Here is a 14928-nt window from a genome sequence, read left to right as displayed (position 1 = left end):
TTCATGGTCAAGGCTTGCGTATTGCGACGTTCTCCGCAAAGCTCGGCTCATGCATCCTGCCCCCAGAAGCAGCGAGCGAACACGAGTGAGGAAGCCTTATGCGTCGATCAGGACGCCGTTACCGCAGTGGCCGTGCCGCTGAGCATTACGATGTGATTGTGATTGGTTCCGGTATTGGCGGGCTGAGCTTGGCCGCGCTGATGAGCAAGCTCGGCAAGCGCGTCTGCGTGCTAGAACAACACTACACCGCCGGCGGCTTCACCCACAGTTATGAACGCGAAGGCTTTGAGTGGGATGTGGGCGTGCACTACATCGGTGAAGTGCACAAACCGCACAGCACGCTACGCCGACTCTTTGATGTGATTAGCGATGGCGCGCTGAAGTGGGCGCCCATGGACCCCGTCTATGACCGCATCATCATTGGCGATCGCCGTGTTGACTTCGTGGAGGGCCGTGGCGCGCTGGCCGACAATCTCATCGCCCAGTTTCCAGCCGAAGAGGCAGCGATTCGCCGCTACATCGAGCTCATTGATGAAGCCGCCCGCTCCGCCCAAAAATTCTTTGCCGGGCAAGCGATGCCGCGCTGGTTAGGCCGAACCTATCATGCCGCTCGCCCCCTGTTGGTGCCGAAAAACTGCTTCCGCAGTGTCCGTGAGGTCTTGGAAGAACTCACTCAAGATCAGGAATTAATTGGCGTGCTCACTGGTCAGTGGGGTGACTACGGCATGGTCCCTCGCGATGCCTCCTTTCTCATGCACGCCACCGTGGTGAAACATTATTTTGGCGGCGGCAGCTATCCCGTGGGTGGCTCTTGGATGATCCCAGACACCATCGTGCCGGTGATTCGCGCAGGCGGAGGCGAAGTCTTCACTTACGCCAAGGTTGAAGAGATTGTGATTGAGAAGGGTCGCGCTTGCGGTGTGCGCATGGCCAATGGTGACATTCTGCGCGCAGATCAGGTGGTCAGTGCAGCCGGGGCGCGTGTGACGTATGAGCAACTCTTGCCCGAGGCACTGCGTGAATCACTGGGTTATCCGGCCAAGCTCAAGCAGGTGAAAACCTCAGGTGCACACCTTTGCATTTATGCCGGCTTCAAAGGCACTGCAGCGGAATTAGGGCTACCCAAAACCAATCTGTGGATTTACCCCAGCGCACATCATGAGGCCAATGTTGAGGCCTTTCAGGCCGATGTGAACGCGCCCTTCCCCATGCTCTATGTCTCGTTCCCGTCGGCAAAAGACCCCGAGTGGGACAGCAACTATCCCGGCAAGAGCACCGTGGAAGTGCTGACCATGGCCCCATGGGAATGGTTCGAGAAATGGCAGGATACGACCTGGGGTCAACGCGGCGAAGACTACGACACCTTCAAGGCCAATCTGCAGCAGCGCTTGCTCGAGGCTCTCTTCAAAGAGTTGCCGCAGCTGCGTGAGGCACTGGTCTATGCGGAGCTATCAACGCCGCTCTCTACCGCATGGTTTGGCAACTATCCGCAAGGTGAAATTTACGGGCTAGATCACGACGTGGAGCGATTCCGACAAACGTGGCTGCACCCCATCACGCCTATTCCAGGCTTGGCACTCACGGGGCAAGATGTGGTGACCGCAGGCGTGGGCGGTGCGCTTATGGCAGGCATGCTCACAACCTGCGCGCTCATGGGCCGCAAGGCTAATTCCGTCATGGACCTTTTGAAGAACTGGCAACCGACACAACAGGAGGCATCGACATGACCCATGCCACGGAAGACTTTCGTCAGCGCTATCGGGCGGGTATCAGCCCGCGCTATTCCGGGCCGCTCCACGCGATCTGGGTAGCGAGCATTGGCATCGCCGTGATGATTTATGCTGCCAGTCAATTAGCTCAGGTATCAGCAACAGAGTGGTTGGTTCTGGTGTTCACGCTGCTCTTAGGCAACGTCGGCGAATACAGTATTCACAAAAAACTCGGGCACCAGAAATGGCCGCCCGCTAAGCTTTTTTACCAACGTCACACCGGTGACCATCACAGTTTTTTCACCGAAAACAACATGCTCTGGAGCACCTCACGCGATTGGCGCGTGGTGCTCTTTCCAGGCTGGCTGATCTTGGTGGTCATTACGCTTATCGGCCTGCCCGGCTATTTCGCCCTGGGCTCGCTAGTCAGTGCCAACGCCGGCGCACTCTGGCTAACCGGCATCGTGGGCACGTATTTGCTCTACGAGTTGGTGCATTTCAGCGACCACTTACCGCATGGCCACTGGCTGCATCGCCTAGTGCCGGGCTTAAGTACCATGGCGGCACTGCATCGCATCCATCATGACCGCCGCCACATGACTGAAGTGAACTTCAACCTCACCTTCCCTCTGACCGACTGGGTCATGGGCACGCTCAAACACCCTGAGCGCACCCCGGCGAAGTAAGCGCCACTCAGACCGTTAAAGGCGCGGCAGCTTTGAAGAGTTTTGCCGCGCCCTGGCGCACTTCCCAAGAAGCCGCCACGGTTGCCGTTGTTTCAGCCTTGCTGCGGTCCGCAATAAACCAATAGTCCATTTGCGTGCGCTCACGACCAAACTCAACAACGGCGAAGCCATTCGAAAAGCCCTCGTGGTATTTCACCCAAGGATTCGCCAACGTCAGATTCAGCTCGAAAACGGGATTGATCAGCGAGCTCAGCGGGCCAATGCCAACGCCTTCCAAGGTTTCTGACAACCCAGGCGAAGTCACCGAAGGGCAAATAAACTCCACGGCCACCGAGTTGCCATTCAATAGGTAATCACCGGGATGAATAGGCACTTCGGCGGCAAACGATTCGTGGTAATCGCCGGTCAGCACCACCACGTTTTTAGCTTCGGCCATCACCGCCATCATTTCTTGCTGTTCGGCGCGGTAGCCATTCCAATCTTCAACGGTCAGGGTCGCGGGTAAAGGCGGCAGAGTGCCATCTAAGGGATCCAGTAGTTGCTCAAGCACATTGGGCAACGCGGCGCCCACCACGAAGGGATAGAACGGCACTTGGTTGCTCAGGACTTTCCAGCGCGCGGTACTGTCGGCCAGACCGGTTTTAAGCCACGTCTTTTGCTCGGCGCCGAGCATCGTGCGCGTGGGGCTATCCACGGCGGGGTCCACAGAACCATAGCCAACAATGGCATTGGTGGGTTGCTGGTCGCGATACAGGCGCGTATCGAGTGCCCAAAGATCCACTAAGTCACCGAATTGCATGCGTCGCCACGCCCGCAGCGGATCGGTTGCCGAGAACGGACGCAACGGCAGCCATTCCCGCCACGCTTGCAGGCCCGCCGCTAAGCGGTCGATAAAGGCGCCTTCACTGTCATCGTGATTTTCAGCGCCTTCACGCCACCAGTCATTGGCAATCTCGTGATCGTCATAAATGGTGATGAAGGGGTGGCGCGCATGCAGTTTCTGCAGGTCAGGATCGCTGCGGTATTGGCCATAACGCGTGCGGTAGTCACTGAGCGTGGTGATCTCTTTAGGCGGATTATGGACACGCCCAAAGCCAGCCCCGGGCGTCGCGACCGGACCATAGCTGGTACCGAATTCGTAGATGTAGTCGCCCATGTGCAACACGGCTTCAATGTCATTGCGCGCGGCTAAATGACGGTAGGCCGCAAAAAATCCGAACTCATATTCAGCGCAGGTGACCATGCCGAAACGCAACGCCGCAGGCTTCGCATTAAGCGCCGGAGCGGTTTTTGTTCGCCCCGTGGGCGACACGCCATCCTGCGTGGCAAAGCGATACCAATAAGGGGTGCTGGCCTGCAGGCCGGTGACATCAATATGCAGGGTGTGATCCCGCGCTGCCGATGACATGACCTTTCCCGACTGCACAATCGTTTTGAAGTCGGCGCCTCGTGAGAGTTCCCAAAACACTTCGGTCGGCGCGCCTTTGTTCGAGCCGGGCAAGGCATCATCGCTCGGGGTCACACGTGTCCAAATCACCACCGCCTCAGGCAGCGGCTCACCGGAGGCCACGCCATGACGAAAGCGTCGCGCCGAGTCACCGGTGGCGGTAATCGACGAGGCGCCCCCTTTCGTGTCCGAGCTGCTCTCGGAGGTGCCACAGGCCGTGGCAACGACCGTGACCGCAGACGCACCCATGAGACTTAACAGCTGACGGCGCGATAAATGGGGATGGTACATATCAATAGCCTCTCTAATTAAAACGTTGGCATGCGGAACATGAGCTCCACATTGCGATCACTGGGCTTGCCCTGACGGGTTGCCTCCGCACTGCACACCACATTCAAACCGGCATCGGTGCTGAGCGCCTGCAGGCTATTCGGATCCAACACATAGAACTGGCAGCGATCATCGGCCTCTGCCAGCTTGCGTGATTTTTCATAGCGATGAGTTAATACAGGGCCACGCAAGGTGCCGGTGCCATTGCCGTTATCGAACACTTCAATAAGCCGCTGCTCTTGCGGGAAATCAATGAGCGAGGCGGTTTCAATTTGCCAAAAGCCACGACAGTACGACCGACCATCACTCGCCTTACCGGTTTGACGGCAACTCACGGGCGTCGTGACCACGCCATTGCTGCCGGCAAGACCGTCCGCCGATGGCTTCACTTCAAAGGCGCGTACGCGATGCAGGTGGGTATGCCCGGCAACCCAAGCCAATACGTTAGGAAAGCTGGCGAGTTCGGCATTGACTTGCGCGGCTGTGACATCGGTCGGTACCGCTTGTGCGAACAGGCCAAACTCAGCAAACGTCAGGTCGGGGTGATGGGAAAACACCATGACCAGTTGCTTCGCCGCCCATGCCTGCTTCAGCTGTGCCTGTAGCCAGGCAAATTGCGCCGCATCCACCGTGCCATCCGAGAGCGCCAATGGGTTACGCACTAAGTCCGTTGGCAGGCGCGGGTCGGTGCCATCGATGATGGTGTTGAGCACAATCATGCGGAACTTTCCGGCTCCGGCATTGAATGCGTAATAGCCATCATTGCGAGGGTCTGCGTCGCTGCGGCGCGTGGCATCGGCCAAGTTAAAGCCATGACCTTTGGGCTGACTGCGCGTTTCGAAAAATTCATTAATGAACTCACGCTGATTCATGTGGTGGCGACCCGAGGTCAGAAACGACAACTCATTTACGCCAGCACCCACAGCCGCGGTACCCCGCAAGTAGCCATCGTGATTACCAAAGGCGATATACCAAGGCGTTTTTAGGGCTTGATTCAGGCAGTCCTCTTCTTCCTCATTGCAACGAAGCTCGGCGGGTAAGCCGGGGGCGCGGGTCAGGGTTTGACGCGAGGGGTCCAAGCTACCATCAGCGGCCCGACCCATTTGCGCGGCAAATTGATTCAGCATTTGGCGCACGGTACGCGTGAGCGTGAATTGGAAGCTAGGGTCATCCACATTGGGATCTTCACTTTGGCTGTCGGGCACGCCCCGCCCCGTAAATCGCGTACACGCCTGATCAATGACCGGCGCTGGCACGCCAGCCGGCAACCCTGCAACACAGTTTTTTTCGAAGGCACTGAGTTGGTCGAAGGTGCCATCTAAGTTATCAATAAAGCGGCGCGCCTCGGCCACGGTGGTCAAGTCTGCGCTATCGCCGGTCACGATCATGAACTCGGCGGGATAGCGCTTAAGGCAATCATTGGTTAGGCCAACAAGGTTGTTTAACACCTCATCGGAATACTCTTCTTGCAGTCGCTGAGCCGACTCAAAAATCGGGTAGATGGGGTCCGTGAAAGCCGCCCCATTAATGGTCTGCCCCTCGTCATCGAGAATATGGTCGTCGGTGTAATGCAAGAAGCGCAGCATGAGATTGGCATTGTTGCTGCGCGAGCCCGCCGCCAATTCTTGGCGCGTGACAAAGGCATCTCGGCTGAAGAACTCACAGGCGGCAGGTGAGCGCGCATTCGCGGCGACATTTCCCGTCGGCGACTTCGATGAAGTTTCGCGATCAAAGCCACAACTGGCGACCATTGCGGTGATAACAAAGAGCAAGGCCGCTAATGCAGGCTGGCGCATAATGTGCCTCAGTTTTATTTTTATAGTTTTGGCCCGTAGGCGCTTTTATTTGAGCGAAGTTTAGCCAGATTTCATCTTTTATGACAGCCACGTGACACCACAAGGAGCGCTTATGCACCCCATCGCGACGACCATCGGCTTACTGCTGCTATCAAACGTATTTATGCTGTTTGCTTGGTATGCGCACTTACGCACACTCCCCACAAAGCCGCTGTGGATCGCCATCGCCTTCAGCTGGGGCATCGCGTTATTTGAGTACATTCTCATGGTGCCGGCCAATCGTATTGGCCATACCGTGCTCACGGTCAGTCAACTGAAAATCTTGCAAGAAGCCATCACCCTGCTACTTTTTGTGCCCTTCGTGGTGATTTTTATGAAAGAGCCCTTAAAGCTCGATTTTCTCTGGGCCGGGCTTTGTTTAATGGCGGCGGTGTATTTTATTTTCCGCAGCTAGCAGCGGGGACCGAAGCCCCCGCCTTAACGCGTTACATGCGGAAGATTAAACCGGCTTGCAGGATGGGAAGAATCTGATAGCTGCGCAACTCATCTTCGACTTTCTTACGTTCACTGGCCGTATACGTGTCACACGCCGCTTGATTTCCAGGATTCTTACACGTTGCTTTAGAGCTTACTTCAGGCTCACCGGCATACATCGCACCCAGGCTAAGGTGATAACCCAGCCCTGTTTTGCTCAAGTCACTTTCCCAACCGAGTGTGAATGCGGGCGCAATACTCTGCGGATAGTTCGCCTCAATGTCTACCGAGCTCACCGGAGCGCTTGAAGGATCTTTAAAGTCCGATGCTGTTAAATCAAATTGGGACTGCTGACCAATCACCCCTGCAGAAAGTCGAAAGCTGCCACCGAAGGGTGCCCAATTCAAAAAGAGCTGGGGATTCTTCAGGCTCAAATCGCCGTTGTACGTGGCCTCATCCGTTTTGACATCCTTAATCGAGTAATTGAGCCCGGTGTAACCAGCCGACATCGCCAAATAGGGCGTGAAGCCCCACTGCACCGTTGCGCCCACGCCCGCTAAGCCGACTTGGGGAATGACCGCAAACGTATCGGCCTGCGCGACCATGGACAAACCCGCTAAGACACTGGCAATTACTAAACGTTGCATGATGTTCCCTCAAAAGTAGACTGGCGTAAAAACTATCACAGCGCTAACGCCAATCCCTAGGATTCGCACACAAAACCTGAACAATAAATAGAATATCGAAATATTTGGATATTAGGCTGGGCCTCGCTATACTGCGCGCCTGTCCGGCGATTGAGGGGCGCTGCAGCAATCTTTTTCTAGCGGAAAACATTGTCAGGCTCAATCGCAATTATCTTCAACGGCGCCCGTTCACCCCGGAGAGTCTCCCGATGAACGCTCAAGTTAACCTGCAAACCTTCACCGACTTTAAAGTTCGTGACATTAGCCTGGCCAATTATGGCCGCAAAGAAATCATTCTGGCTGAAGCCGAAATGCCTGCCCTGATGGGCTTACGCGCTCGCTACGCACCGACTCAACCGCTCAAGGGCGCGAAGATCATCGGCTGCATCCACATGACCATCCAAACCGCCGTGCTGATCGAAACACTGGTCGCGCTCGGTGCCGAAGTGCGTTGGTCGTCGTGCAATATTTTCTCCACGCAAGATCATGCTGCCGCCGCTATTGCTGCCGCCGGTGTGCCGGTGTTCGCCTGGAAGGGTCAGACCGAAGAAGAGTTCTGGTGGTGCATCGAGCAGACCGTGCTCAGCGAAGGCAAGCCTTGGGCCGCCAACATGATTCTCGATGACGGCGGTGATGTGACCGGCCTCATCCACCAGAAATACCCACAGATGCTGGACACGATCCACGGCATCACCGAAGAGACCACGACCGGCGTGATGCGCCTGATCGAGATGGCGGCGCGCGGCGAGCTGAAAGTGCCGGCGATCAACGTCAACGACTCGGTCACCAAGTCGAAGAACGACAACAAATTCGGCTGCCGTCACTCGCTCAACGATGCCATCAAGCGCGGCACCGACATGCTGCTCATGGGCCGTCGCGCACTGGTCATCGGCTATGGCGATGTGGGCAAAGGTTCGGCCGCTTCGCTGCGTCAGGAAGGCATGATTGTTCGTGTCACCGAGATCGATCCGATCTGTGCCATGCAAGCCTGCATGGACGGTTTCGAGCTGGTCTCTGCCTACAAAGACGGCATCGTTACTGGTCGCGCAGAAGACGTGGATGCTCGCTTACTCGGCGAAACCGACCTGATCGTGACCACCACCGGCAACGACAAGGTCTGTGACAGCGCCATGTTGGGTGCATTGAAGAATGGCGCCGTGGTGTGCAACATCGGCCACTTCGACACCGAAATCGACACCGCCTTCATGCGCAAAAACTGGGTTTGGGAAGAGATCAAGCCACAGGTTCACAAGGTCTATCGCACGGCTCCCGGCGCAGAAGCCAGCCCAACCGATCCCAACTACCTGATCCTGCTCTCGGAAGGTCGCTTGGTGAACCTCGGCAACGCCACTGGCCACCCATCACGCATCATGGATGGCTCGTTTGCTAACCAGGTGCTGGCGCAGATTCATCTCTATGGCGAGCGTTTTGCTGACCTGCCAGCCGAGCAGAAGCCGGGCAAGATTCGCGTAGAAGTGTTGCCGAAGAAGCTCGACGAAGAAGTGGCTGCGGCCATGGTCGCCGGCTTCGGTGGCGTCATGACTAAACTCACCCCGGCACAGGCTCAGTACATCGGCGTGCCGGTGGATGGTCCGTTCAAGCCAGAAACGTACAAGTACTAATATGAGCCATTTCAGCATTGAATTTTTCCCGGCTAAGACCGATGTCGGCGCCGAGAAGCTGCGTGAGGTTGCGCGTCGCCTTGGCACCTTAGGCCCCGAATTTTTTTCGGTGACCTACGGTGCCGGTGGCTCCACGCGTGATCGCACGCTGGGTACGGTCAAGGATGTGCTGGCGCTGGGCTACGATGTGGCCCCGCACCTGTCTTGCATTGGCGACAGCAAAGAAGAGGTCGGCGATTTGCTCGATCTCTATCACTCGCTGGGCGTGAAGCGCATCGTGGCACTGCGCGGCGACCTGCCCTCGGGCATGGGTCGTGGTTTAGGCGAGCTGCCGTTCGCGGCAGACTTGGTGCGCTTTATTCGCGAGCGGCATGGCGATCACTTCACGATTGAAGTGGCGGCCTACCCCGAATCGCATCCGCAATCGCCCGATTTGGCCAGCGAAGTGAAACACTTTGTGGCCAAGGCGAATGCGGGAGCCAACAGCGCCATCACCCAGTACTTTTTCAATGCGGATTGCTACTTCCACTTTGTCGAGCGCGTGCGTGCGGCGGGCTGCGATATTCCGGTGATTCCCGGCATTATGCCGATCACCAATTTCGCCAACCTCGTGCGTTTCTCGGATGCCTGTGGCGCCGAGATTCCGCGCTGGATACGTAAGCAAGTGGCCAGCTTTGGCGATGACAGCGTCAGCATCCAGCAATTCGGCGAAGAAGTGATTACCCGCCTGTGTCGTCAGCTGCTCGATGGCGGCGCACCGGGTCTGCACTTCTACAGCATGAATCTGGCCGAACCCACACAGGCCTTGTGGAAAAACTTGGGGCTTCCGCTAGCCCAATAAGCACAGATGCTTGTACCGCAAAGGCAGGTCTGCTAATTGAGCAGGCCTGCCTTTTGTTTTTTCGGACCTGCCTATGTGTCGCCTGCTTTTCTTCATCAGCGTCTTTAGTTTGTTGGCCGCCTGCCAAACTGCGCCGATCAAGCCCGTCCAACCGTTCTTCGTGGCCGGCCTAGACAGCGCCACGCTGCAAAAGCACGGCGGCTTTCGTCTCGATCAACCCGTACGCTACCCCGCGCAAACACGTTATGCCTCGCTGGCCAGCCGCGCCCCGCAATATGGCTTGCTGGCAAACTCCGACCCCAACCAACCCGCTTTTGCCGTGCAAGCCTTAGACACGCTTTTTAACGTCAACCAACAGGTCAATGCCGAGTTTCAGCGTCAGTTGCTGGTGAATGCACCCGCACTGGCCGCGCAGAAAAACGCCTCAGCCCAAGTTGCCTGGCGCTTTGATGTTCTGCGCGTGGCCATCTTTGGCAAAGACGTGGGCAATACGCGCTGCGAAGCCATGTGGTTTATGCGCGCCGACTTGGTTGATAACGCCGGACAATTAGTCTGGAGCAGTGGTTACGCCAACAGCCGCCTTAGCGATAAGGTCGCCTATAGTTGCGCCCGCATCGGCAGCGATCCGGCGTATGCCGCACAGGTCGTCCAAGCCGCCCTAAACGGCGCCGTGACCGACATCATCAGCAAAGTGGTGAGCGCACCATGACTCAATTCCCTTGGCTCGGCTTAGCCTTAGCCCTTTCGGTGGCCACCGTTCATGCCGCCCCATCTGCTGCTTCATCTGCCGCTCACGCTCACGCCTTAGCAGCGATAGCGCAGCGGCAAGCCACGCCCGAAGCCGCAACCGGTCGCTACCCGCTGAGTGTCGCCAGCGGCAGACAAGCCATGGTGGTCACGGCTCACCCGCTGGCCACCGCAGCAGCCTTGTCTATGCTGCGAGCCGGTGGATCAGCCGCAGATGCCGCCGTAGCCGCGCAAGCCGTGCTGGGCCTCGTGGAGCCTCAGTCTTCCGGTTTTGGCGGCGGCAGCTTTTTACTGCATGCACATAGCGGCGAAGTTACGGCCATTGATGGCCGTGAAACCGCACCCGCTGCAGCGACGGTGAGTCGATTCTTAAAGGCCGATCAACAGCCCATGCGATTCAATGAGGCCCTGGCCGATGCCCGCGCCGTGGGCATTCCCGGCACCGTCGCGGCGCTGGCAGAAGCACACCAGCGTTGGGGCCGACTGCCGTGGTCTAAGCTACTCGCACCCGCCATCGCGCTAGCAGAAACGGGCGCGCCGGTCTCCGATCGGCTGTACCGATTGTCTGCACAAGATGAATTGTTAGCGCGCAGCCCGAGCACGGCATCGTACTTTTTAGATCCCGAAGGCCAACCTTGGCCATCCGGTACTCGCTTAAAAAACCCTGCCTACGCCACCCTGCTGAAGTCGTTAGCGAAGGAAGGTCCTCGCGCGTTCTATCAGGAAAAATGGGCCGACTCGTTTGTGCAGCAACTGCAAGCTGCCGGTAGCGACATCAGCCCTGCGGACTGGCAAACCTATCAAGCCAAGGTCACACCAGCGCTTTGCCGACCGCTAACCTGGGCTGCACAAGCCGGTCGCATCTGCTCCTCGCCACCGCCGGCAGGCGGCCTCACCGTGATCGAAAATATCTTACTGATGACGCAGGCCAATGCCGCCTTGCCGCTGGATCATCGCCTCATTGAGGCCCAGCGCCTGGGCTTTGCTGACCGCCAGCGCTACAGCGCCGACCCCGCGTTTGTGTCCGTTCCCGTAGATGGCCTGCTCAGCTCTGCCTATGTGCAAGCCCGTGCCGCGCTGATCGGTGAGCGAGCCGCTGGAACCGTCTCCGCAGGGTATGTTTTTCCCGCCCTGAGCCTGGCCACCGACCCGCAAGTGCTGGAGCATGGCACCAGCCATTTCACCATTGTGGACGCTCGTGGCCACTGGCTGGCCATGACCAGCTCCATTGAAGATGCGTTTGGCAGCCGCCTCATGGTGAATGGCCTGCTCATGAATAATCAGCTCACCGACTTCAGCTTTGTGCCAGAGCTCGATGGTCTGCTCTTGGCGAATCGCGTGGCAGCCGGCAAGCGCCCGCGCAGCGCCATGTCACCTACCTTGGTGCTAAACGCCGCCGGCAAGCCCGTGCTCAGCGTTGGCTCGCCCGGGGGCAGCCGCATCATTGGCTTTAATACCGGCGTGATTGCGCGATGGCTTAACGGCGAGCACGATGCCGGTGCGCTGGTCAGCGCGCTGCATGTGCTGAATCGCAACGGCATCACCGAATTGGAAGAAGGCTTTCCCGCCGCACGTCGCGACGCGCTTACGGAGCGCGGCCATGAGGTGAAAGAAGCCGGCATGGCCAGCGGCCTCGGTGTCATCGTGCGTAAAGCCAACGGCTTACAAGGTGCTGCCGACCCGCGTCGCGAAGGCCGCGCAGCCGGCTATTAATTTGCTCATTGAGAAATCACCATGCCCCTGCACCGTCAGATTTTTCTCGCCCTTCTGGTTGGCATTTTGCTCGCGGCGGGGCTATCGCAGGTAGACCCCGGCTCGCGGGCATTGGCGCTGGAGATCAGCCGCGTTATCGGCAACCTGTTCCTGAATGCGCTGAAAGCGGTGGCGCTGCCGCTGGTGGTGGTCACGCTGATTGCCGGCATCGGCAACTTGAATCAACGCTTAGGCCGACTCGGCGCGCTGGCGATCAGCTTTTACGGCCTCAGCACCTTGCTCGCCGTACTGGTCGGATTGTTCGTGGCGAATACCATTGCCCCCGGCCTGCACGCCACCGCACCGGCCGGCGGCTGGCTGGCCTCGGCGGGTGCGGCAGGTAGCCTGCCCGCCCTGGCATCGCCGAGCTGGGCAGACTCGCTGCTCGCCATCGTGCCCAGCAATCTGTTCAAGGCGGCCAACGAGGCCAATTTGCTCGCTTTGGTACTTTTCGCGCTGCTCGTGGGCATGGCCATTCGCACGCTGCCCGAAGCCCTGCGCGAGGTGCAACGACAGTTTTGGGACGGCCTGCAGCAGGTGCTGCTAACGCTGGTGCTGTGGCTGTTGAAAGCCGCACCGATTGGCGTGGCGGCACTGGTCTGCAACAGCGCCAGCCAGATGGGCTGGGCCGCGCTGCAACCGCTGGCGTGGTTCATGGCCACGGTCATTATCGGCCTGCTGATTCATGCCGGCGTCAGCCTCGGGCTGGTGCTCTGGCAGCTCGCTCGCGTTTCACCGCGCGACCATGCTCGCGCCATGAGCCCGGCTCTGTGGATGGCCTTCTCCACCGCATCATCCACCGCCACCCTGCCGCTGACCCTGCGCTGCCTGAACGAACGCGCCGGCGTCGACCCCGGCGTGACCAGCCTGACCGTGCCGCTGGGCGCGACGCTGAACATGGATGGCACCGCGCTCTATGAATGCGTGGCCGTGCTGTTTCTGGCGCAGCTGCTGGGCTTCGACCTCAGCCTCGCGGATCAGCTCGTGGTGGTCGCGCTGTCACTGGCCACATCCATCGGCATGGCCGGCATTCCGGCCGCCAGCCTGGTCGCCATCGCGCTGATCCTGCAACGATTGGGCATGCCGGCGGAGGCGCTGGGGTTGTTGCTAATTACGGACCGGCCGCTGGACATGTGCCGCACGGCGGTGAATGTTTGGAGTGACTCGGTGGCGGCAAGGATGGTGGCGCGGTATGCGCAGCGGAGTGCGGGCTGACCGGCGGTCGTGTCGCGAGATTTTTTCTGCGTGGCAGATGTGACATGCTCAGAGGCATAAGCTTTGCGGTGTTGGCTGTTTCAAGATTTTGAAATGGTTAGCTTTTCAAGCTAGCCATAGGCTTTATGCAGCAAGTCGAAATTATTAGGCCGCATAACTGCGGTATAAGCAGCGTTAGTCGTCTCTAAGTTCACGGAGTATTAATATGAAGTTAGATAGGCTCATAGTCTTATTTATTGTAGTTTGGATTGCGTGGGCCGTTGCTGTGCCTAGTCTACTCGGCGACTTGGATCGCGCTGCGAGTTTTGGAGATAGTTTTGGGGGAATTTCCGCACTGTTTTCCGGCCTTGCTTTGGCTTTAGCTGTGTACTCAATGGTTCTTCAACAGAAGCAGTCATCCGAATTTGAGAAGGTTACTCTAGCAACACTTGAGCAACAAGCAGCAGCGATAAAGCTCATAGAAGAGAGCCTAAAGGCGCAAGCAAGTGCTGCTAAGGTTGGAGCACTTTCGATTCTAATTGAGCAAGAGAAACAGCGTGTCGAGAGCTTGAAGCAATGGGGTGAGTCGGCAGGCGATGACAGTAAGTACGCTAATGGTATTAAAGCTGCACAACGTCGCATTGATGACTATCAGGACAAGCTCAGGCAACATGCCGACTAACAATTCATTCAGGCCGACGCTACTTCGCAGCGCGACTTAACTCCAGCGTTAGAGCCCACTATTTGCGAGGAGACTCATGGAGCAGGCATACGAAGGCAGGCAACTAAGCCAGCCCATCGTTGTCACTGATCTCCTAAACGGGAGATCAGTGACAACGATGCAGCCGCCGTATTTGCTGACAGAGGCAGACTTCCTTCGGCTGAAGGGTGGGCAGCCGATCACCGCGACGCTCGCAACAATCGTGTTCTCCGGTGTAGTCGGTTACGCGGTAAGTCTTGGTCCCAAGATTGCGCCGATGTTTGAGGATGAGAAGTCCCAGCTTTCGTCGGGTGAGCTAAGCACAATAGTGGTTGGGACAATTGCATCTGCCGCTTTCTACGCAATTGGGTTCTGGTGGCCAAACGACAAGATGAAGACGATGAAGAAGATATCGAAACATTTCGATAGTGCTCCACCGTCCTCACACTTTGTGGGAGGAAAAGAATGATTACTCGCACAACATTGCCCAGTACCTACAAGCCCTATCAGACGCTTACCATTTGTAGCAACAAGCTCATCGGCGGAGGGCATATTGTCGTTCTTGGTGAGGTACTACCGTTACTCATTGGAAAAGGTGAAGGACCGACAATATGGCTACAGGCTCCGACAGATAAGGGCGGTAAGTGCTATATCCCGCTTGTTACCGCATCAGTTGCATCGCATCCGGCAGTAGGGGTTGTCAGTAGCAATGACAGCCTCACGGTTTCGGTCGGTGGCGTGCCCGTAATCAGCGTTAAACAGCTAGATCAAGACTCCGCAGTAATTGATTTTCTAGACCTCCGACCAGTAGGTCTTAACATCTATGGGAATGCCGCTGCGCTAACAGCGGGTGGGACAACGTTTTCCCAAAACACATTTAGCGGTGGAGGTACACTCATTGCCTTTGGCGGTGAGCTCTAAAAAATCGCGGCAGGTGAAGCTTG

The 14928-nt window shown here is 57.6% G+C and carries 14 protein-coding genes and 1 riboswitch; of the genes, 11 read left to right on the top strand and 3 right to left on the bottom strand.

The genetic code is table 11. The annotated features are described in order from the left end of the window. Positions 1-98: 98 nt before the first annotated feature. The gene (locus A8710_RS02795; RefSeq protein ID WP_068857941.1) at positions 99-1727 is read left to right on the top strand and encodes a phytoene desaturase family protein; all 1629 of its coding nucleotides are present in this window, start codon (positions 99-101) and stop codon (positions 1725-1727) included. Further along, positions 1724-2395: a sterol desaturase family protein gene (locus A8710_RS02790; RefSeq protein ID WP_068857940.1), complete on the top strand. Its 672-nt coding sequence runs from the start codon at positions 1724-1726 to the stop codon at positions 2393-2395. The genes A8710_RS02795 and A8710_RS02790 overlap by 4 nt, the downstream gene beginning before the upstream one ends. A 7-nt stretch (positions 2396-2402) precedes the next feature. On the opposite strand, the gene A8710_RS02785 is transcribed toward A8710_RS02790, so the two are convergent. Together A8710_RS02785 and A8710_RS02780 are read right to left on the bottom strand one after the other, a co-directional pair. Beyond that, complete coding sequence (locus tag A8710_RS02785) at positions 2403-4133, bottom strand: alkaline phosphatase D family protein (protein ID WP_082968610.1); 1731 nt, start codon at positions 4131-4133, stop codon at positions 2403-2405. A gap of 17 nt (positions 4134-4150) precedes the next feature. Then, positions 4151-5968: a metallophosphoesterase family protein gene (locus tag A8710_RS02780; RefSeq protein WP_068857939.1), complete on the bottom strand. Its 1818-nt coding sequence runs from the start codon at positions 5966-5968 to the stop codon at positions 4151-4153. A 112-nt stretch (positions 5969-6080) separates the two neighbouring features. Here A8710_RS02780 and A8710_RS02775 point away from each other — a divergent pair, with 112 nt between their 5' ends. Further along, complete coding sequence (locus tag A8710_RS02775; RefSeq protein WP_068857938.1) at positions 6081-6422, top strand: DMT family protein; 342 nt, start codon at positions 6081-6083, stop codon at positions 6420-6422. A 31-nt stretch (positions 6423-6453) separates the two neighbouring features. On the opposite strand, the gene A8710_RS02770 is transcribed toward A8710_RS02775, so the two are convergent. Further along, entirely contained in the window at positions 6454-7089 is a 636-nt protein-coding gene (locus tag A8710_RS02770) for a hypothetical protein (protein WP_068857937.1), read from the bottom strand. 146 nt (positions 7090-7235) lie between these two features. Then, a riboswitch (S-adenosyl-L-homocysteine riboswitch) is annotated at positions 7236-7322 on the top strand. Positions 7323-7337: 15 nt separating this feature from the next. Between A8710_RS02770 and ahcY the strand changes: the two genes are divergently transcribed. The 8 genes from ahcY to A8710_RS02730 all read left to right on the top strand — a co-directional run bounded on the left by ahcY (position 7338) and on the right by A8710_RS02730 (position 14905). Next, positions 7338-8750, top strand: a complete 1413-nt coding sequence (ahcY, locus tag A8710_RS02765) for an adenosylhomocysteinase (protein ID WP_068857936.1) — start codon at positions 7338-7340, stop codon at positions 8748-8750. A gap of 1 nt (position 8751) precedes the next feature. Next, complete coding sequence (gene metF, locus A8710_RS02760; protein ID WP_068857935.1) at positions 8752-9591, top strand: methylenetetrahydrofolate reductase [NAD(P)H]; 840 nt, start codon at positions 8752-8754, stop codon at positions 9589-9591. A gap of 73 nt (positions 9592-9664) precedes the next feature. Continuing rightward, on the top strand, positions 9665-10300 hold the full coding sequence (locus A8710_RS02755; protein ID WP_068857934.1) for a hypothetical protein: 636 nt from the start codon (positions 9665-9667) through the stop codon (positions 10298-10300). Next, positions 10297-12051, top strand: coding sequence for a gamma-glutamyltransferase family protein (locus A8710_RS02750; RefSeq protein ID WP_068857933.1), 1755 nt, complete (start codon positions 10297-10299; stop codon positions 12049-12051). The genes A8710_RS02755 and A8710_RS02750 overlap by 4 nt, the downstream gene beginning before the upstream one ends. Positions 12052-12072: 21 nt before the next feature. Further along, complete coding sequence (locus tag A8710_RS02745; protein WP_068857932.1) at positions 12073-13305, top strand: dicarboxylate/amino acid:cation symporter; 1233 nt, start codon at positions 12073-12075, stop codon at positions 13303-13305. A gap of 205 nt (positions 13306-13510) precedes the next feature. Continuing rightward, a complete protein-coding gene (locus A8710_RS02740) occupies positions 13511-13966 on the top strand; it encodes a hypothetical protein (RefSeq protein ID WP_068857931.1) in 456 nt (151 codons plus the stop codon). A gap of 76 nt (positions 13967-14042) precedes the next feature. Then, a complete protein-coding gene (locus A8710_RS02735) occupies positions 14043-14453 on the top strand; it encodes a hypothetical protein (protein WP_068857930.1) in 411 nt (136 codons plus the stop codon). Beyond that, complete coding sequence (locus A8710_RS02730; RefSeq protein ID WP_068857929.1) at positions 14450-14905, top strand: hypothetical protein; 456 nt, start codon at positions 14450-14452, stop codon at positions 14903-14905. The genes A8710_RS02735 and A8710_RS02730 overlap by 4 nt, the downstream gene beginning before the upstream one ends. Positions 14906-14928 lie beyond the last annotated feature (23 nt).

The organism is Perlucidibaca aquatica, from assembly GCF_001676655.1.
Classification (GTDB): domain Bacteria; phylum Pseudomonadota; class Gammaproteobacteria; order Pseudomonadales; family Moraxellaceae; genus Perlucidibaca; species Perlucidibaca aquatica.
This window is presented reverse-complemented; position numbering and strand designations above follow the sequence as displayed.

Coding starts and splice junctions, on each gene's coding strand:
- A8710_RS02795 (WP_068857941.1), top strand. CDS start 99: ATGCGTCGATCAGGACGCCGTTACCGCAGTGGCCGTGCCGCTGAGCAT.
- metF (WP_068857935.1), top strand. CDS start 8,752: ATGAGCCATTTCAGCATTGAATTTTTCCCGGCTAAGACCGATGTCGGC.
- A8710_RS02755 (WP_068857934.1), top strand. CDS start 9,665: ATGTGTCGCCTGCTTTTCTTCATCAGCGTCTTTAGTTTGTTGGCCGCC.
- A8710_RS02730 (WP_068857929.1), top strand. CDS start 14,450: ATGATTACTCGCACAACATTGCCCAGTACCTACAAGCCCTATCAGACG.
- A8710_RS02740 (WP_068857931.1), top strand. CDS start 13,511: ATGAAGTTAGATAGGCTCATAGTCTTATTTATTGTAGTTTGGATTGCG.
- A8710_RS02790 (WP_068857940.1), top strand. CDS start 1,724: ATGACCCATGCCACGGAAGACTTTCGTCAGCGCTATCGGGCGGGTATC.
- ahcY (WP_068857936.1), top strand. CDS start 7,338: ATGAACGCTCAAGTTAACCTGCAAACCTTCACCGACTTTAAAGTTCGT.
- A8710_RS02750 (WP_068857933.1), top strand. CDS start 10,297: ATGACTCAATTCCCTTGGCTCGGCTTAGCCTTAGCCCTTTCGGTGGCC.
- A8710_RS02745 (WP_068857932.1), top strand. CDS start 12,073: ATGCCCCTGCACCGTCAGATTTTTCTCGCCCTTCTGGTTGGCATTTTG.
- A8710_RS02775 (WP_068857938.1), top strand. CDS start 6,081: ATGCACCCCATCGCGACGACCATCGGCTTACTGCTGCTATCAAACGTA.
- A8710_RS02780 (WP_068857939.1), bottom strand. CDS start 5,968: ATGCGCCAGCCTGCATTAGCGGCCTTGCTCTTTGTTATCACCGCAATG.
- A8710_RS02735 (WP_068857930.1), top strand. CDS start 14,043: ATGGAGCAGGCATACGAAGGCAGGCAACTAAGCCAGCCCATCGTTGTC.
- A8710_RS02770 (WP_068857937.1), bottom strand. CDS start 7,089: ATGCAACGTTTAGTAATTGCCAGTGTCTTAGCGGGTTTGTCCATGGTC.
- A8710_RS02785 (WP_082968610.1), bottom strand. CDS start 4,133: ATGTACCATCCCCATTTATCGCGCCGTCAGCTGTTAAGTCTCATGGGT.